The sequence below is a fragment of the Streptomyces sp. NPDC093071 genome, from assembly GCF_044754545.1.
In the GTDB taxonomy this organism is placed as follows: domain Bacteria; phylum Actinomycetota; class Actinomycetes; order Streptomycetales; family Streptomycetaceae; genus Streptomyces.
In genome coordinates, this window is sequence record NZ_JBIVPH010000005.1 from 99,826 (window position 1) to 117,342 (window position 17,517).

Consider the following 17,517-nt stretch of genomic DNA (forward strand, 5'->3'; position numbering starts at 1 on the left):
TTATTTTTCGGCCTTGCGGTGGCTGGTCACTTCTCCTTGGTCAGGTCCTTGGTCAGGTCGTAGAAGGTGGCGCTGCCGACCGTGACCTTCTCGAAGGTCTCCGAGACCCAGGTGGAGATCTCGGAGTTGCCGCCCATACCTCCGCCCATGCGGCCGCCGCCCGTGCGGCCGTTGCCTTCGCCTCCGGACTCTCCGCCGGCCTCGCCCCCGCTTCCGATGAAGTAGTGGATCTTCCCCTCGGCGACGTACTGCTTGAACTGCGCGAGGGTCGGGGACGGGTCGCTGCCGTTGAAGCCGCCGATCGCCATGACCGGCTTCTCCGTGGCGAGCTGGTAGCTGGCGGCGTTCTGGGCGCCGACCGTGGCCGCGACCCAGGTGTACGAACCGGCGTCCTTCAGGAGCGCCGCCTTGGCCTCCGTACCGACGTTCGCGCCGTTGAGGAGACCGCCCATGCCGCCGCCACCGCCGCCACCGAAGCCGGGGCGCTCGCCGCGGGCCGTACCGTCCTGGGGCATCCCTTGCGGCATTCCCTGGGGCATCCCCTGGGGCGGGGTGCCGCCGGGCATCTGGCCCTGGCCTTGTCCCTGACCCTGGCCTTGCCCTTGTCCTTGGCCCTGGCCTTGTCCTTGGCCCTGGCCACCGGGGCCGCCGGGCATCTGTCCGCCTTGGCCGTTCTGGCCTCCCTGCCCGCCCTGACTGCCCGGGAACGCCATTCCGCCCTCGAACGTCCGGCCCCCGAAGCCGCCCGGCATACGGCCGCCGAAGCCGCCCGGGCCCCGGCCGCCCGCCGGGCCCGCCGTCACGATGGAGCCCTGGTGGCCGGTGTTCACCGTCTCCAGGGTGTACGCGAAGGGGCCCGCGAGGCCCGCCGCCAGGCCGAGGCCCGCCGCCGCGAGCCCGAAGCGCCGGTCGACCCGGCCCGCGACAAGGAGCCCGAGGGCCGCCGCGCCGCCCGCCACCAGGACCGTCCAGCGCAGCCACGGGAGCCAGTCCGGCGTACGGCCTAGCAGCGTCCAGGCCCACCAGGCCGTCACCGCCGCCGTCACCGCGAGCGCCGCCGAGGCGGCGAACCGGGTGCGCTCCTCCCACAGCACGGCCGCGCCCATGCCGACGAGCGCCGCGACGTACGGGGCCAGGGCCACCGTGTAGTACTCGTGGAAGATGCCGGCCATGAAGCTGAACACCGCGAGGGTCATCAGCAGCGCGCCGCCCCACACCAGGAACGCCGAGCGCGCGGTGTCCGTGCGGGGCGCCCGCCGGGTGACGACGAGCCCCGCGACGAGCAGGAGCAGCGCCGCCGGAAGCAGCCAGGAGATCTGACCGCCGACCGAGTCGTTGAACATCCGGCCGACGCCGGTCTCGCCCCAGCGTCCACCGCCCGCGCCCCCGCCGGGGCCTCCGCCGCCGCCCACGCTGCCGGTCTCGTTGCCGTTGATCCGGCCGAGGCCGTTGTAACCGAAGGTCAGCTCCAGGAAGCTGTTGTTCTGCGAGCCCCCGACGTACGGACGGGAGGACGCCGGCCACAGCTCGACCAGGGCCACCCACCAGCCCGCCGAGACCAGCATCGCGAGCCCGGCCAGGGCGAGCCGCCCGGCGCGGCGCCCGATCCCGCCCGGCGCGCACACCGCGTACACGAGGGCGAGCGGCGGCAGGATCAGGAAGGCCTGGAGGGTCTTCGCCAGGAACGCGAAGCCGAAGGCCACGCCCGCCCACACGAGCCACTTCGCCGCGCCCGGCCCGTCCTCCAGGGCGCGCAGCACCCCGTACACGGCGACCGTCATGAGCAGGGCGAGCAGCGCGTCCGGGTTGTTGAAGCGGAACATCAGGGCGGCGACCGGCGTCAGCGCGAGGACCGTGCCCGCGATCAGGCCGGCTCCCGCGCCGAACCGGCGCCGGACGGCCGCGTACAGGACGCCGACCGTGGCCACGCCCATGAGCACCTCGGGCACGAGGATCTGCCAGGAGCCGAGGCCGAAGAGGCGGACGGAGAGCGCCATCGGCCAGAGCGCGGCCGGCGGCTTGTCGACGGTGATGGCGTTGGCCGCGTCGAGGGAGCCGAAGAAGAAGGCCTTCCAGCTCTCCCCGCCCGCCTGGACGGCGGCGGAGTAGAAGGAGTTGGCGTAGCCGGAGGCGCTCAGGTTCCACAGGTAGAGCACGCCGGTCACGACGAGCAGGCCGAGGAAGGCGGGCCGGACCCAGGGGGCGTCCTCGGCGCGTCCACGCCGGAGGCGGGCGAGCCGGTCGCTCCCCCGGGCGGCCGGTGCCGCGGGGTTCAGGGTGGTCATCGTTCGTTCCTTGCGGTGGCCCGCTCGGGGAAGACCCAGAGCCGGAAGAGGAGGAAGCGCAGGACGGTCGCGGCGAGGTTGGCGACGATCAGGACGGCCAGCTCGGTGGAGTGCGACGGGTCTCCGGTCGCCGCGCCGAGGGCGGCGAGCGAACCGCTGGTCAGGGCCAGGCCGATGGCGAAGACCACCAGCCCCTGCGCCTGGTGGCGGACGGCCCGGTCCCGGCCCCGCACCCCGAAGGTGAGGCGCCGGTTGGCCGCCGTGTTGGCGACGGCCGAGACGAGGAGGGCGGCGGCGTTGGCGAGCTGCGGGCCCAGGCCGAGCCGGAAGGCCGAGTACAGCGCCAGGTAGAAGAGCGTGGACAGGACCCCGACCACGCAGAAGCCGACCAGCTGGCGGGCGAGACCGCCCGGCACGCCGCTGAGTTCGCGGTCCCGGGGGTCGTCCCCGAACGGCCGGGCGAGCCGGTCGAGCGGCAGCGAACCGGTCGCAAGGGCCCGCCCCACCCGCCAGACGCCCTTCAGGTCGTCCGTGGCCGTCTGCACGATGTGCACGGTCGAGTCGGGGTCGTCGACCCAGTCGACCGGCACCTCGTGGATCCGGAGCCCGGCCCGCTCGGCGAGCACCAGCATCTCGGTGTCGAAGAACCAGCCGGTGTCCTCGACCATCGGGAGCAGCCGCTCGGCGACCTCGCGCCGTATGGCCTTGAACCCGCACTGCGCGTCCGAGAACCGGGCCGCGAGCGAGGAGCGCAGGATCAGGTTGTACGCGCGGGAGACGAACTCCCGCTTCGGGCCGCGCACCACCCGCGAGGAGCGGGAGAGCCGGGAGCCGATCGCCAGGTCCGAGTGGCCCGAGATGAGCGGCGCGACCAGCGGGAGCAGCGCGTTCAGGTCGGTGGACAGGTCGACGTCCATGTAGGCGAGGACGGGCGCGTCCGACGCCGACCACACCGTGCGCAGCGCCCGCCCGCGCCCCTTCTGTTCGAGGCGTACGGAACGCACCCCGGGCACTTCGCGGGCGAGGGCCGCGGCGACGGCGGGCGTCGTGTCGGTGGAGGCGTTGTCGGCGACGGTGATGCGGAAGCCGTACGGGAAGGTCCGGGAGAGGTGCTCGTGGAGCCGGCGGACGCACGGCTCCAGGTCCTTCTCCTCGTTGTACACGGGGATCACCACGTCCAGGACGGGCCGTCCGGCTACGTCCACGGGCAGGTGTTCCCGGGCGGGCAGGGCGCCGGGCACGGGCCGCGCGATCGTTGGGGTTCGCATACCCGGACACTCGCCGGTGCGGCTGTCACGGCCGTGTGCCGAGCCTGTGCCCCGCCTGTGAGTCCTCGTCCGGGGGCTACGCGTCCACGGGCAGGCGGACCGTGAAGACGGTCCTGCCGGGGACGCTCGCCACCGTCACCCCGCCGCCGTGGGCGAGGACGACCGCGCGGACGATCGCGAGCCCGAGGCCGGTGGAGCCGGCGGCGCGGGAGCGGGAGGCGTCGCCGCGCGCGAACCGTTCGAAGACGGAGGGCAGGAGGGCGTCCGGGATGCCGGGCCCGTCGTCCTCGACCTCCACGAGCGCGTCCGGCCCCTCCGTGCGGACGCGGGCGGTGACCTTCGTGCCGGGCGGGGTGTGGGTGCGGGCGTTGGCCAGGAGGTTGAGGAGCACCTGCCGGAGCCGGGCGCCGTCCCCGCGCACCTCCGCCGCCTCCCCGGGGAGTTCGAGGCTCCAGTGGTGGCCGGGCCCGGCGGCGCGGGCGTCGCTCACGGAGTCCACGACGAGCGCGACGAGGTCGACGGGCTCGTACGAGAGGGGGCGTCCGGCGTCGAGCCGGGCGAGCAGCAGCAGGTCCTCCACCAGGCCCGTCATCCGGGTCGCCTCCGACTCGATCCGGCCGAGCGCGTGCCGGGTGTCGGGTCCGCACTCCTCGTGGCCGCGCCGGGTCAGCTCCGCGTATCCCCGGATCGAGGCGAGCGGGGTGCGCAGCTCGTGGCTGGCGTCCGCGACGAACTGCCGGACCCGGGTCTCGCTCCGCTGGCGCGCGTCGAGGGCCGAGTGGACGTGGTCGAGCATCCGGTTGAGGGCCGCGCCGACCTGGCCGACCTCCGTGCGCGGATCGGCCTCCGGCTCCGGGACCCGCTGGTGGAGCGCCACCTCGCCGCTGTGCAGGGGGAGCCGGGCGACCTGGCGGGCGGTGGCGGCGACCCGGCGCAGCGGGCGCAGGGCCACCCCGACGAGGACGGTCCCGGCGAGCGAGGCCGCGACGAGTCCGGCCCCGGTGACGCTCAGCTCGACCAGGACGAGGGTGGAGAGGGCGTCGTCGACCTCGGTGAGCGGGATGCCGGTGAGGAAGGTGCCCCGGCTGCCCTCCGCGTACGCGACCCGGTAGGAGCCGAGGCCGCCGGGCAGCTCGACGGTGTGCGGCTCGCCGTCGCGCGGAACGGCGGCGAGGGCGGCCCGCTGGCCCGCGTCCAGCTCCTCGACCGGGAACCTCGGCCCGTCCGTACCGCTGTTGCCGGGCACCTCCGTCGAGTACCCGGCGGAGGTGACCTCGCCGTCGGTCAGAACCGCGCCGAGGGTCCCTATCGGGGCGCCCGGGCCGCCGAGGAAGGCGAACGGTTCCCGGCCCCGGCCGGGATCGGGCGCGGGCAGGACGACCGGCGGCCCTGCGGCCCGCTGGGAGAGCCCCCGGACCTGCTCGTCGGCCTGGTCGTACAGGTACGAGCGGAACGCGATCGTCGTGACCGTGCCGATGACGGCCGCGACGACCGCGATCAGCGCGACCGCCGCCACGACGAGCCGGGTGCGCAGCGACCAGGGCCGCCGCGCACGCCGGGACAGCCGCGCGGCCGAGAGGAGCCGTACGCCTCGGAACGGCCGCGTGCCCCGGGACGACCGTGCGTCCCGGGGCGACCGTGGAGCCAGGAACACGGGTCGTTACTCCCCCGGCTTGATCAGGTAGCCGGCCCCGCGCCGGGTGTGGATCATCGGCGAGCGCCCCGCGTCGATCTTCCGGCGCAGATAGGAGATGTAGAGCTCGACCACATTGGCCTGGCCGCCGAAGTCGTACGACCAGACCCGGTCGAGGATCTGCGCCTTGCTGAGCACCCGGCGCGGATTGCGCATGAGGTAGCGCAGCAGCTCGAACTCGGTCGCCGTGAGGTGGATCGAGTCGCCGCCCCGGGTGACCTCGTGACTGTCCTCGTCCAAGGTCAGGTCCCCGACGGTGAGCAGCGACTCGCTGCGCGCCTGCGCGGCGCCGGACCTGCGGATGAGGCCGCGCAGCCGGGCGACCACCTCCTCCAGGCTGAAGGGCTTGGTCACGTAGTCGTCGCCACCCGCCGTGAGCCCGGCGATCCGGTCCTCCACGGCGTCCTTCGCCGTCAGGAAGAGCACCGGCACGTCGGGCAGCTCGCGCCGGATCGAGCCGAGCAGGCTCAGCCCGTCGACGTCGGGCAGCATCATGTCGAGGATCACGGCATCGGGCCGGAACTCGCGCGCGGAACGCAGGGCGGCAGCCCCGTCCCCGGCGCTCATGACCTGCCAGCCCTCGTAACGCAGGGCCATGGAGAGCAGTTCGGTGAGCGAGGCCTCGTCGTCCACGACGAGGACCCGGACGGCGGTTCCGTCGGCACGGAGCATGTCGGCGCGGGTGCCGGGGCGGTTGCTCGTGCGGTGTGGGGTGACGGTCATGGGTCCCACGCTGACCGTCGCCGCTGAAAGGCCCCTTTTCCTTTCCTGTGAATTCGCTGAGAAATGACCACCGCCGTGGAGATGACCTCCAGGGGCGGTTTCACGTGAAACAGAGCGCTCTGGGGGTCAACGGGCCGGTTTCACGTGAAACATCGCGGCACCGTTCTCGTACAGCACCTTCCGGAGCCAGTCGTCCCCGAGCCCGAGGCGTTCGAGGGCGTGGAGCTGATGGGCGTACGGATACGGGATGTTGGGGAAGTCCGAGCCGAGGAGGATCCGGTCGCCGAGGTCGAGCAGCCGCTTGTGCTCCCGCACGGGGAAAGGCGCGAGCCGCTCGCTGAAGTCGGTGAACGCCATGGTGGTGTCGAGGTGGACGCCCTCGTACCGCTCGGCCAGGGGGAGGAAGTCCCCGTACTCGGGCATCCCCATGTGCGCGACGATCACCCGCAGCCGGGGATGGCGGGCGAGCAGCCGTCCCATGGGGCCGGGGCCGGTGAAGTTGCCCGGGGTGGGCCCGGAGCCGCAGTGGACGACGACGGGGGTGCCGCTGTCCGCGAGGCTCCCCCACGCGTCGTCGATCCGCTCGTCGTTCGGGTCGAACCCGCCGACCTGGAGGTGCACCTTGAAGACGCGGGCCCCGGCGGCGAGCGCCTCGCGGACGTAACCGTCGACGCCCGGCTCTGGGAAGAAGGTCGCGGTGTGCAGACAGTCGGGGGTGCGGGCGGCGAAGTCGGCGGCCCAGGAGTTCAGCCAGGGGGCCATGCCGGGCTTGTGCGGGTAGAGCATCGCGGTGAAGGCGACCGCCCCGAATCCGCGCAGGAGGGCGATCCTGCGGTCCTCCTCCTCACGGTAGGTGATGGGCCACTCCAGACCGGTCAGAGGGCCGACGGCGTCGAAGTAGGCCCAGACCTTGTCGAGGACGTTCTGCGGCATGAAGTGCGTGTGCACGTCGACGAGTCCGGGGATTCCGAGCCGTGCGAGGAGCGCGGGGACGTCGACGACGCCGTTCTCCCCGTGCGCCCGGTCATGCGCGCTCATGGCCGTAACTCCGCTCGACCCTGCCGATGTGGACGCTGTACCCGTCGTACCAGTGCTCCCGCCCGTACGCCTTGGCCTCCTGGTGCGCGGGGTGGACGCGCCAGGCGTCGAGGGACTCCAGGTCGCGGAAGTAGGCGACGGTGATGCCGATGCCGCCGGGGGTGCGGGCGAACTCGTATCCGAGGTAGCCGGGAATCCCCTCGACGATCTCCCGCATCCGGGAGGCGGTCTCGGCGTAGCCCTCGGGCTCGTCGGGCCGGACCGAGGTGAAGACAGCGGTGTAGTAGGGCGGTTCGATGCCCGCCACCAGTTTCGGGGTCATGCGATCACCCTCGCGGGGGCCGGGCGGGGATGTCCACGGCCGCCGGCCAAAGGGATCCAAGACTTTACGAAGCGGGCCGGGTGGCCGGGAGGGCCTTCAGGAAGGCCCACCGGAGAAGCCCACGGCTAAAGCCGTTTCAGAAGAGCTCCCCCTGCTCGTTCGGGTCGCTCGCGGGAGCCGCCGCCGTCACCGGCACGGAGACCCCCTCCTCCTCGCGCGCCTTGTGCAGGGCCCACCCGCCCATGAGCCGGGTGTCGAGGGCGAGACAGCGCCCGTCGGGTGCGAGGAGGTGCAGGTCGGGCCCGGCGGCGGCGAGCAGCCGCCCGGTGACGGTGCCGCCGTCGGTCAGCTCGGTGACCGTGCCGGCGAACGGCGGCAGTCCGTCGAGGCGGAAGGCCCCGGCGTGGTCGCGCGGGGCGAACTCCAGCGGCTCCAGGGTCTCGGTCCAGCCGCCGACCTCCCGGGCCCGCCGGTACAGCTCCTCGACCTCCCGGGCCCGTTCGGCGGCGGGCGGCAGGGCGTGCCGGGCGGCCCGCTTGCGCTCGTACGGCACCCGGTCGGGCACGCCGAGGGCCTGGCGCAGGACCTCCTCGGTGCGCCGGGCGGCCATCAGCGGCCCCCGGCCGAGCCAGCTGAACGCGACGGCCCCCTGCTCCAGGAGCCGGGCCTCGCCCCGGGCCTCGGCGGTGATGCCCACCTTGGTCATGCCGGGCCCGAACCAGGCCAGGTAGACGCGGTACGGCTGGGGGTCGTCCGCGACGGTGTCGGCCGCGACCGAGTGGGCCCGGTCGAGCCGGGCGCACTCCGCGCACCGCCCTCCGGTGGCCCGGCCGGGGACGGCGGCCGCCAGGGGGCAGGGGTTGCCCCGGGCCCCCGGGCAGCGCCGTACCCCGACGGCGCGGAAGGCGAGCGGCTGCCCGTACGCGAGCGGGCTGACCTTTCCGCCCTGCCACCGCAGCCCCGGCACTCCGCCGCTCCAGGTGATCCCCCGGCACCGCCACTCCACGTCCACGCCTCCCCGTACTGCTCGGATCCCCAGTCTCCGCCACACCCGGACCGAAACCCCGACCCGAGCTCCGACCCGCGCCCTGCTCAGGGCAGGACGTAGATCCGGGTCCCGTCCGGGTCGGGCTCTCCGACCTCCCTCATGCAGCCGCGTTCGAGGAGGAGCCGCACGCAGTCGCGCACGCGCTCGCCGGAGAGGCCGGTGCGGCGGGTGACGTCCTGGGGCCGGTAGCGCACCCCGCCCCGGACGAGCCCGGGGGCGAGACAGCTGGCGACCGTCCGCACGTCCCCGGTGATGGCCCAGGACTCGACGAGCTCCTGCGGGCTGAGCGCGACGGCGGAGCCGGTGCGCTGGCGGGGCACGGCGAGCCGCTCAAGGGATTCGGCGACCCTTGAGAGGCTCTTGCGGGTCTCGCGGAGCAGCTCCGCGTACTCGACCTGCCCGGCCGACGCGAGGGCCCCCTCGTCGAACCGTCCCTCCAGGCGCACGAGGACGTCGACGAGCTCCGGCGGCAGGAGGAACCCGCCGTGCACCGGCGAGGGTTCGAGCCCGTACCCGCCGTACCGCTGGACCGAGGCCACGACCTCGGACACCCACGCCAGGAACGGCCCGGCCTCCGGCCTCCGGCACGCCCCGACGAGCCGGACGAGCCCCTGGAGGCTCACCATCCGCGTCGACGCGCGGATCCCGCACCGGCGGAGGAACTCCTCGTCGCCGGCGATCTCCCGCGCGGACGTCAGGCACTCCCCCGGCAGCGCCACCGTCCGCAGGGCCTCCCTCGTCCCCGCGTACCCCAGCCGCTTCGCCACGTCCACCACGGGGAACCAGTGGGCCCCGTCCGACGCGGTCAGCCTCCGCAGGCGCTCCCCGGTGGCGGCGTACACCACGTCATCGATGTCGATCGCGTCCATCGATCATCACCTCCGTCTCGCAAGCTAGTCCGAAGGCATATTCAACTGACATGCAAATAAGACGGGTTCACCCGAAAGGGGAGGGTTCTCGGGGATTTCCCCGAGAACCCTCCCCTTCCGCACCGCCTACTTGGCGACGAACTGCGTGAGGATCGCCTGCGCCTCGTAGATGTCGACCCCCTTGGTGAAGGTCTTCTGCACGGGCAGCTGGCTGCCCGAGATCCAGATCTTCAGCTCGGCGTCGAGATCGAAGGTGCCGGCGGTCTCGACGGCGAAGTGGGTGATGCTCCGGTACGGGATCGAGTGGTACTCGACCTTCTTGCCGGTGATCCCCTGCTTGTCGACCAGCACGAGCCGCCGGTCGGTGAAGAAGATCGTGTCCCGTATCAGCAGGTACGCGGCGTGCACCTGCTCCCCCGGCCCGAGCAGCCGCGCGAAGTCCTGCTGCGCCTGCGCCGGATCGATCGCGTGCGCGTTCCCGAAGAGCGCCATGGCCCAACCCCCTGTACGACGAAAGAACGATCACTCGACCCTAACCCCCACCGCCACCGGAACCGGGCTCAACCGCCCACAGCCGGGCAGCGCGGGCGGACACCCCGTCCCACGCAGGAGGCGTCCAACGCGAGAGGCCCGGACTCTCGTCCGGGCCTCTTGTCTGTGTGCACTCGGCAGGATTCGAACCTGCAACCTTCTGATCCGTAGTCAGATGCTCTATCCGTTAAGCTACGAGTGCTTGTTTTCAGTTCTTGTCTTCGCTCCCCGGTCTTTCGACCCGCTCGCGGCGACAGGAAGAACATTACATGACTGCCGCCGTCATGTGAAATCCGATTGCCCCACCCCTTGTGACCTGCGGAAACGCCATGTCGGGGGGAGTGCGGGGCAGCCCCGGGAACGGCCGAAGCCCCGGCCTTGGGGCCGGGGCTTCGGTGTGGGGCGGAGGCGGAGGGATTTGAACCCTCGATGGGCTTTAAGACCCAAACCGCATTAGCAGTGCGGCGCCATAGACCGGACTAGGCGACGCCTCCATGCACCTCGCGCATACGCGGGTGGTGCGTGCAGATGATGACACAGACGAACCGGCTGTCACCAATCGATTCTCACCGTACTAGCCCTCCGGGGGTCAGGGCAAAGCCCACCGGCGCGCGTGCGGGCCCGCGTGCCCGCCCGGCGCACTCCCCCCGCCGCGCCCCGCCGCGCAACGCCGCCGGGTCCGGAGCGTTAGACCGGGCGGGCGCGTCGTGCGCCCGTGCCCGGCGCGTCCACCGCGTCCGCCGCGCACCCGCGCTCCTGGAGATCCACATGCTGCGCCGTATTGCCCTCGCGACCCTCGCCACCGCCGCCGGGACCGCCGGTCTCGGCCCCCTGCCGCCGCTGTCGCTGTTCCCCGCGCCGGCGCCCGCGCCCGACTCCCTGACCGTGGCGATCTCCCGGAGCGGCCACCCCGAGGCCGACGGCACCTTCGAGCTGACGTGCGGCGACCGGCCCGGCGGCGACCACCCGGCCGCCGCGCGCGCCTGCGAGCGTCTGGAGCGGCTCGCGGCGGCGGACGAGGACCCCTTCCTGCCCGTCCCCGAGGGCCGACCGTGCGCACAGGTGTACGGCGGGCCCGTCCTCGCCCGGGTGACCGGCACCTGGCGGGGCCGCGAGGTCGACGCCCGCTTCTCCCGGGCGAACGGTTGCGAGATCGACCGCTGGGAGAATCTGGAGCCCGTCCTTCCCCTTGTCCGGAGGTGACCTCCGGACGACCTTCGGGACCGCCGTCCGGGGATGACGTGCGGAGATGCCGTGTGGGGACGGCGAGCGGGGGCGACGTCCGGGAGGGCCGGCCGGAGGCTCCCTTAGACTCCCTTCAGTGACAGGCCACGGCCCGAGGGGCAAGATGGGGCCGGCCGGTCGACAGGCCAAGCGCGTGCAGTGCGTCAGGGAGGAAGCGTCGTCGTGAGCAGCAGGCCATCCCGAGGCGCTGCTCGCCTCGCAGCCATACTCGACGCCCTTCCCGACGGCCTCGTGCTCGTCAACTGCAACGGCACGGTCGTCAACGCCAACACCATCGCCCTCGGCATGTTCGAGACGCCCGGCACCGCCCTCGTCGGGCGCGGCCTCCTCGACCTGCTGCCCGACTTCGACTCGCGGCTCATCCCCGGCTCCATGCGGCGCCCGGACAACACCGACGAGCAGGGCCGTACCAAGCCGACCCGGATGATCGCCCGCCGCACCGACGGCGGCGAGTTCCCCGTCGAGGTGACCAGCGCCAGCCTGGAGGACGGCCGCGAGGCCTACGACTCGTACGGCGGCTACACCGGCGACGAGCTGCTCATGCTGGTCGTGCGGGACCTCACCGGCACCCTCGACACCGAAGCCGAACTCGCCCGCTCGCAGCGGCAGACCGAGATGATCCTGCGCGCCGCCTCCGAGGGCGTCGTCGGCACGGACACCGACGGCCGGGTCGTCCTCGTGAACCCCGCCGCCGCGCAGATCCTCGGCCACCGCGCCGGCGAGCTCGGCGGCCGGGAGCTGCACCCCCTGATCCTCTCCAAGCGGGCCGACGGCGAGCCCTTCCCGTACGAGGAGTCGCCGCTCGCGGACACCCTCAAGTCCGGGCGGAAGCACCGCGTCCGCGGGCAGGTCCTGTGGACGAAGAAGGGCGACCGCGTCCCGGTCGACCTGACGACCGCTCCGGTACGGGACGGGGACCAGCTCGTCGGCGCGGTGATGACCTTCACCGACCGCAGGCCGTACGAGCAGCTCGCCGAGCAGCACGCCGCCGAGCTCGCCGACCGCGCCGAGCGGGCGGCGGCGGAGCGCGAGGAGCAGCAGGAGCGGTACGCCTCGCTCGCCGCCCGCCACGAGCAGCTGACGGCCGTCCTCGCCGAGTCGCTGCGCGGCCCCCTGGAGGAGCTGCGCACCCAGCTGGGCGCGCTCGCCGCCGACGACGCCGGGCAGCTGTGGCCCGAGGCCAACCAGGTCCTGCACCACCTCGCCGCCGGGTACGCCCGGATGACTGCGCTCGTGGACAACGTCCTGGGCTACCAGCGCCTCGACGCGGGCGCGGAGGAGCTCGACAAGCACGTCACGCTCCTCGACGGGGTCGTGTCGGCCGGCATCGACGGGGCCGTCGAGCTGATCGGGCCCGGCCGCGCACAGTTCGCCGTGCACACCCCGCCCATCGAGGCCGAGGTGGACCCGGTCCGGCTCGCGACCGCCCTCGCGCACCTCGTCGCGGACGTCGCGGGCGTCGACGCGACCGGCCGGAACCGGGCCGCCGTCCCGGGCGCCGGGCTCGCGGACTCCACGATCGTCGTGGCGGCCGCCCAGCGCGGCGACGTCGTACGGATCGAGGTCCGCGGCCCGTACGCGGGCGGCGACCCGGTCCACGGGCCCGTCGTGCGCGGAATCGTGGCGGCGCACGGCGGCGTCGTGCAGACCCACGAGGTGCCGGGCACGAGCGGCGGCGCGTACGTCCTCGAAGTGCCGGTCGGCGCGGGCCGGGGCACGGTCCCCGCCCCGGCGCCCCGGACCGCCGACCGACCGGACGGCCGGGAGGCCCTCGCGCTGCCCGCGCAGGCTTCGGCGCCGCTCACCGAGACGCCGGTCGCCGCTTCCCCGGCCGCCGGGACCCCGGTCGCCGGGGCACCGGTCTCCGCGTCCCCGGCCGCCGTGGACGCGGGGCCGGACGCGGAGGCTCCCAGCGGGCGGCGGCGGGCCCGGCGCGGCTCGACGGACGCCTTCCTGGACGGCGCGGTCGCGGACGCGGGCGACGCCCCGGCCGGCACCACCGGTCCCGGCGGTCGACGCCGTGCCCGTACGGAGGGGTCCGCCGCGGCCGACCTGATCCCGGCTCAGCAGCACGCGATCGCGCCCGCCCAAGGCGCCTCGGACGTTCCGGCCGCCGCGCCCGTCGAGCCCACCGGGCGCCGTCGGGGACGGCCCGCCGAGGGTTCCGTCGTGACCGCCGCCGAAGGGGCGCAGGGGCGTGCCGCGCTCGGCGCGGCCGTGCCGCCGCAGGGCGTGGCCGTCGACCCCTCGGGCATCCCCGGAACCGGGCCCGGCTCCGGGCCCGTTCCGTCCCCCGCCTCCGCCCTGGCCCTGCCGGCCGTCGCCTCCGAGGAGGCTCCGGCGCAGCCGAGCGGACGCCGTCGGCGCGCGCTGGCCGCCGCGCAGGAGCGGGCGGCCGCGGCCGAGGCCGGTCCCCGGACCCCGTTCGCGCTGCCGCCCGCCGACGCGGACCGCGAAGTGCCGCTGCCCGCCGCTCCCGTGGCCGGTCCGCTGCCGGTCTCCGACGAGGGACAGCACGAGGCCGTACGGGGTGTCCCGGGCGCGGACCACACGCCTCCGCAGCCCCACCCCCACGTCCCTGCGCAGGGACCGCTGCCGGAGCAGTCGCCCGACGCCTCCGGGACCGCGTCCGTACCCCCGTCCGTCGAGCCGACCGGGCGGCGGCGGGCCGTCGCGGCTCCGCGTCCGGAGCAGCCGCAGACGCACCCCCACCCCCACCCCCACCCGCAGCCCCAGCCGTCGTCCGGCAACGGCACGGGGCCCGGGACCGGCACCGGGTCCGTACCGCTGCCGCCCGAGCTGCCCATGTCGAGGGAGTCGACCCAGGGGCGGGCGTTCAGCGTCCGGACCCTCGGGCAGGGCGTCCCCTTCGCTCCCCCGGGCCCGGCTCCGGCCCCGGTACCGACGCAGGCCCCGGCCGCGCCCGGTGCGGCCCCCGCGCCCACCGCTCCCTCCAACGGCTCCGGGCGGCGGCGCAAGCTCGCCACCCCGCCCGAGGTCGACCCGCCGGCCCCGGCGGCGCTCCCCGCACCGGCCGGGACCGAGGCCAAGCCGCATCCGCAGCCGCAGGCCCCGGCCCAGCCGGAGGCCGTGCCCGCGCCCGCCCCGCTCGCTTCCCCCGTCGTCCCCGCCTCCCCCGCGTCCGAGGGCCGGGCGTACGCCATAGGAGCGCCCGCCGAAGGCTCCGCCGAGGGTCCCGAGCCGCTCGACGGTCCCGGCGGCGCGGTCGAGGTCGCCAACCGGCCCGCCCCGCGCCCCGTCGACGACGAGCTGCCCCCGGAGCCCCTGGACAACCCGCGTCGGCTGCTCGTCTGGCCCGCGCCCGACGTCTCCACGCAGCAGGCGCTGAGCGACCGCGGCTACCGGCCGGTGATCGTGCACTCCCGCGAGGAGGTCGACGCGCAGATCGCCGCCTTCCCGGCCGCGCTCTTCGTCGACCCGCTGACCGGCCCCATCACCCGGACCGCGCTCCAGTCGCTGCGCCAGGCGGCCGTCGCCGCCGAGGTGCCGGTACTGCTCGCGGCCGGGCTGGGGCAGGCGACCCGCGAGGCGGCGTACGGCGCCGATCCGGCCGTACTCCTCAAGGCGCTCGCGCCGCGCGACAGCGAGCAGCACCCGTCCCGGGTCCTGCTGATCGAGGAGAACGAGGACATCGCGGAGGCGCTCGCGGCCACCCTGGAGCGGCGCGGGATGCAGGTGGCGCGGGCGGCCACGGACTCCGAGGCGGTCACGCTCGCCACGCAGACGCAGCCGAACCTGGTGGTGATGGACCTGATGCAGGTGCGCCGCCGCCGGGCCGGGATCATCGACTGGCTGCGGGCGAACGGGCAGCTCAACCGCACCCCGCTCGTCGTCTACACCTCGGCCGACCTGGTCGAGGAGGAGCTGCCGAAGCTGTCCTCCGGCGAGACGGTCCTCTTCCTGGCCGAGCGCGCGAACAGCGCCGAGGTCCAGGCCCGGATCGTCGACCTGCTCGCGAAGATCGGCACCAACTAGTCGGCACCGACTAGGACAAGGGGGAGGGCCGTCGGCCCTCCCCCTCCTCCCCTCCCGGTGACTACAGCCGGGTCACGTCCAGCTCGCCCTCCGCGTACTGCTTGCGGATGACCTTCTTGTCGAACTTGCCGACGCTCGTCTTCGGCACCGTCGGCACGACCGCCCAGCGCTCCGGCAGCTGCCACTTGGCGATGCCGCCCTCCGTGGCGAGGAAGGCCTTCAGCGTCTCGTAGTCCGCCGTCGAACCCTCCTTGAGGACGACGGTCGCGAGCGGGCGCTCGCCCCACTTCTCGTCGGGCACGGCGACGACGGCGGCCTCGGCGACCTCCGGGTGCGCCATGAGGGCGTTCTCCAGCTCGACGCTGGAGATCCACTCGCCGCCGGACTTGATGACGTCCTTGGCGCGGTCGGTGAGGGTGAGGAAGCCGTCGGCGCTGATCACGCCCACGTCGCCGGTCTTGAGCCAGCCGTCCTCGCTGAACTTGTCCTCGGGGCGGAGCGGTTCGCCGTCGACGCCGTTGTAGTACGCGCCCGCGATCCAGGTGCCGCGCACCTCCAGCTCGCCGGCCGACTCGCCGTCCCAGGGCAGGTGCTCGCCGCCGGGGCCGACGAGCCGCGCCTCGACGCCGGCGGGGAAACGTCCCTGCGTGACGCGGTAGGGCCACTCCTCGTCGGCGGTGAGGCCGGCCGGCGGGTGGGCCATCGTGCCGAGCGGGGAGGTCTCGGTCATGCCCCAGGCGTGGCAGAGGCGGACGCCGAGCTTGTCGTACGCCTCCATGAGGGAGGGCGGACAGGCCGCGCCGCCGATGGTGACCTGGGCCATGGAGGAGAGGTCGCGCGGGTTGGCGGTGACCTCGGCGAGCAGGCCCTGCCAGATGGTGGGGACGGCGGCCGCGTGGGTCGGCTTCTCGCGCTCGATCATGTCGGCGAGCGGGGCCGGCTGGAGGAAACGGTCCGGCATGAGCATGTTGATGCCGGTCATGAAGGTGGCGTGCGGCAGCCCCCAGGCGTTCACGTGGAACTGCGGGACCACGACCAGGGTCGTGTCCTTGGCGGTGAGGCCCATCGACTCGGCCATGTTCACCTGCATCGAGTGCAGGTAGATCGACCGGTGGGAGTAGACGACGCCCTTCGGGTCGCCGGTGGTGCCGGAGGTGTAGCACATGGCCGCGGCCGAGCGCTCGTCCAGCTCCGGCCAGTCGTACGTGGTCGGGCGGCCGGCGATCAGCTCCTCGTAGTCGTGCACGCGCGGGGCCGCGCCGGCCAGGACCGAGCGGTCGCCGGGGCCCGAGACGACGACGTGCTCGATCGTCGGCAGGTGCGGGAGCAGCGGGGCGAGGAGGGGGAGCAGCGAGCCGTTGACGATCACGACCCGGTCGGCGGCGTGGTTGACGATCCACGCCAGCTGCTCGGGGGGAAGGCGGAGGTTGAGGGTGTGGAGGACGGCGCCCATGGAGGGGATCGCGAAGTACGCCTCGACGTGCTCCGCGTTGTTCCACATCAGGGTGGCGACCCGCTGGTCGCCGGTGACGCCGAGTTCGTCGCGCAGGGCGCCGGCCAGCTGGTGCGCGCGGGCCCCGGTCTCGGCGAACGTGCGGCGCTGCGGCTCGGGCTCACCCGTCCAGGTGGTGATGGTGGACTTCCCGTGGATCCTCATCCCGTGTTCGAGGATGCGGCTCACGGTCAGCTGTACGTCCTGCATGGTGCTGTACACGGGGCGTCCTCCCGGTGGGCGCTACGTGGCAGTAAGGGTGTGGAGATTCTGCGCACGTACCGCGCGGTATGTCACTACCTGGGAGTACGGAAATTGCCAGTGATTACTGGCGACGGGGAGACGGCGGGCGAGAGGCCGGGAGAAACGGGAGGGTCGAGGGCCAGGTCCGGGAGGGTCGAGGGCCAGGTCCAGGAGGGTCGAGGGGCCCGGTCCGGGAGGTTTCGCGGGCGGGGGCCCTCACCGCGCGAGGGTCAGCTCCGGGTCCTCGCGGAGCTTGCCGAGCGCCCGGGACACCGCGCTCTTGACCGTGCCGATCGACACCCCGAGCACCTCGGCGGTCTGGGCCTCGCTGAGGTCCTCGTAGTACCGCAGGACCACCATCTGGCGCTGCCGCTCGGGCAGCTTGAGCACCGCGCGCCACATGGCGTCGTGCAGCGCCTGCCGCTCGGCCGGGTCGGGCGACGGGAGGCCGACCGGCTCGGGCAGCTCCTCGCACACGAACTCGTCGACCTTGCGCTTGCGCCACTGCGACGTGCGGGTGTTCAGCAGCGCCCGCCGGACGTAGCCGTCCAGGGCGCGGTGGTCCTCGATGCGCTCCCAGGCCACGAAGGTCTTGGCGAGCGCGGTCTGGAGGAGGTCCTCCGCGTCCGAGGGGTTGGCGGTCAGGGAGCGGGCGGTGCGCAGGAGGACGGGCCCACGCGCCCGTACGTACGAGGAGAAGGTCGTGTACGACGCGTACTGCGAGGCACCGGCGCAGACGGGGCCAGAGGGTGGCGGAGTCATGA

Annotated in this window: 13 protein-coding genes and 2 tRNA genes; 2 read left to right on the forward strand and 13 right to left on the reverse strand. The window is 73.9% G+C overall.

From position 1 onward, the window contains the following. Positions 1-26: 26 nt before the first annotated feature. The 11 genes from ACIQD7_RS21250 to ACIQD7_RS21300 form a co-directional block, all read right to left on the reverse strand. Entirely contained in the window at positions 27-2,285 is a 2,259-nt protein-coding gene (locus ACIQD7_RS21250) for an ArnT family glycosyltransferase (RefSeq protein ID WP_402443411.1), read from the reverse strand. Then, positions 2,282-3,553 (reverse strand): glycosyltransferase, encoded by a 1,272-nt coding sequence (locus tag ACIQD7_RS21255; RefSeq protein WP_402443413.1) that lies wholly within the window; start codon positions 3,551-3,553, stop codon positions 2,282-2,284. Before ACIQD7_RS21255 ends, ACIQD7_RS21250 begins: the two co-directional genes overlap by 4 nt. 76 nt (positions 3,554-3,629) lie before the next feature. Continuing rightward, positions 3,630-5,117, reverse strand: coding sequence for a sensor histidine kinase (locus ACIQD7_RS21260; RefSeq protein WP_402443788.1), 1,488 nt, complete (start codon positions 5,115-5,117; stop codon positions 3,630-3,632). Positions 5,118-5,213: 96 nt separating this feature from the next. Continuing rightward, on the reverse strand, positions 5,214-5,969 hold the full coding sequence (locus tag ACIQD7_RS21265; protein ID WP_121829717.1) for a response regulator transcription factor: 756 nt from the start codon (positions 5,967-5,969) through the stop codon (positions 5,214-5,216). 126 nt (positions 5,970-6,095) lie between these two features. Continuing rightward, positions 6,096-7,007 (reverse strand): amidohydrolase family protein, encoded by a 912-nt coding sequence (locus ACIQD7_RS21270; protein WP_402443415.1) that lies wholly within the window; start codon positions 7,005-7,007, stop codon positions 6,096-6,098. After that, positions 6,994-7,329 carry an antibiotic biosynthesis monooxygenase family protein gene (locus ACIQD7_RS21275; protein WP_402443417.1) on the reverse strand — a complete coding sequence of 112 codons (336 nt, stop codon included), beginning with the start codon at positions 7,327-7,329 and terminating at the stop codon, positions 6,994-6,996. Before ACIQD7_RS21275 ends, ACIQD7_RS21270 begins: the two co-directional genes overlap by 14 nt. Before the next feature lie 136 nt (positions 7,330-7,465). Then, a complete protein-coding gene (locus ACIQD7_RS21280) occupies positions 7,466-8,335 on the reverse strand; it encodes a DUF2797 domain-containing protein (protein ID WP_402443419.1) in 870 nt (289 codons plus the stop codon). Positions 8,336-8,421: 86 nt separating this feature from the next. Beyond that, the gene (locus ACIQD7_RS21285; RefSeq protein ID WP_402443421.1) at positions 8,422-9,246 is read right to left on the reverse strand and encodes a BRO family protein; all 825 of its coding nucleotides are present in this window, start codon (positions 9,244-9,246) and stop codon (positions 8,422-8,424) included. Between the two features lie 126 nt (positions 9,247-9,372). Continuing rightward, positions 9,373-9,738: a PH domain-containing protein gene (locus ACIQD7_RS21290; protein ID WP_402443422.1), complete on the reverse strand. Its 366-nt coding sequence runs from the start codon at positions 9,736-9,738 to the stop codon at positions 9,373-9,375. A 168-nt stretch (positions 9,739-9,906) separates the two neighbouring features. Continuing rightward, positions 9,907-9,979, reverse strand: a tRNA-Arg gene (locus ACIQD7_RS21295). A 201-nt stretch (positions 9,980-10,180) separates the two neighbouring features. Further along, a tRNA-Ser gene (locus tag ACIQD7_RS21300) sits at positions 10,181-10,271 on the reverse strand. A gap of 274 nt (positions 10,272-10,545) precedes the next feature. Here ACIQD7_RS21300 and ACIQD7_RS21305 point away from each other — a divergent pair. Both ACIQD7_RS21305 and ACIQD7_RS21310 read left to right on the forward strand, forming a co-directional pair. Beyond that, positions 10,546-10,980: an SSI family serine proteinase inhibitor gene (locus ACIQD7_RS21305; protein ID WP_402443424.1), complete on the forward strand. Its 435-nt coding sequence runs from the start codon at positions 10,546-10,548 to the stop codon at positions 10,978-10,980. 204 nt (positions 10,981-11,184) lie between these two features. Next, positions 11,185-15,018: a PAS domain-containing protein gene (locus ACIQD7_RS21310; RefSeq protein WP_402443426.1), complete on the forward strand. Its 3,834-nt coding sequence runs from the start codon at positions 11,185-11,187 to the stop codon at positions 15,016-15,018. A gap of 61 nt (positions 15,019-15,079) precedes the next feature. Here ACIQD7_RS21310 and ACIQD7_RS21315 read toward each other — a convergent pair whose 3' ends face one another. After that, positions 15,080-16,732 carry a long-chain fatty acid--CoA ligase gene (locus tag ACIQD7_RS21315; RefSeq protein ID WP_121833641.1) on the reverse strand — a complete coding sequence of 551 codons (1,653 nt, stop codon included), beginning with the start codon at positions 16,730-16,732 and terminating at the stop codon, positions 15,080-15,082. 237 nt (positions 16,733-16,969) lie between these two features. Then, on the reverse strand, positions 16,970-17,515 hold the full coding sequence (locus tag ACIQD7_RS21320; protein ID WP_121833640.1) for a SigE family RNA polymerase sigma factor: 546 nt from the start codon (positions 17,513-17,515) through the stop codon (positions 16,970-16,972). Positions 17,516-17,517 lie beyond the last annotated feature (2 nt).

Excerpts from the sequence above, each read along its gene's own strand:
- ACIQD7_RS21250 (WP_402443411.1), bottom strand. The coding sequence starts at position 2,285 with ATGACCACCCTGAACCCCGCGGCACCGGCCGCCCGGGGGAGCGACCGG.
- ACIQD7_RS21255 (WP_402443413.1), bottom strand. The coding sequence starts at position 3,553 with ATGCGAACCCCAACGATCGCGCGGCCCGTGCCCGGCGCCCTGCCCGCC.
- ACIQD7_RS21265 (WP_121829717.1), bottom strand. The coding sequence starts at position 5,969 with ATGACCGTCACCCCACACCGCACGAGCAACCGCCCCGGCACCCGCGCC.
- ACIQD7_RS21270 (WP_402443415.1), bottom strand. The coding sequence starts at position 7,007 with ATGAGCGCGCATGACCGGGCGCACGGGGAGAACGGCGTCGTCGACGTC.
- ACIQD7_RS21275 (WP_402443417.1), bottom strand. The coding sequence starts at position 7,329 with ATGACCCCGAAACTGGTGGCGGGCATCGAACCGCCCTACTACACCGCT.
- ACIQD7_RS21285 (WP_402443421.1), bottom strand. The coding sequence starts at position 9,246 with ATGGACGCGATCGACATCGATGACGTGGTGTACGCCGCCACCGGGGAG.
- ACIQD7_RS21290 (WP_402443422.1), bottom strand. The coding sequence starts at position 9,738 with ATGGCGCTCTTCGGGAACGCGCACGCGATCGATCCGGCGCAGGCGCAG.
- ACIQD7_RS21305 (WP_402443424.1), top strand. The coding sequence starts at position 10,546 with ATGCTGCGCCGTATTGCCCTCGCGACCCTCGCCACCGCCGCCGGGACC.
- ACIQD7_RS21320 (WP_121833640.1), bottom strand. The coding sequence starts at position 17,515 with ATGACTCCGCCACCCTCTGGCCCCGTCTGCGCCGGTGCCTCGCAGTAC.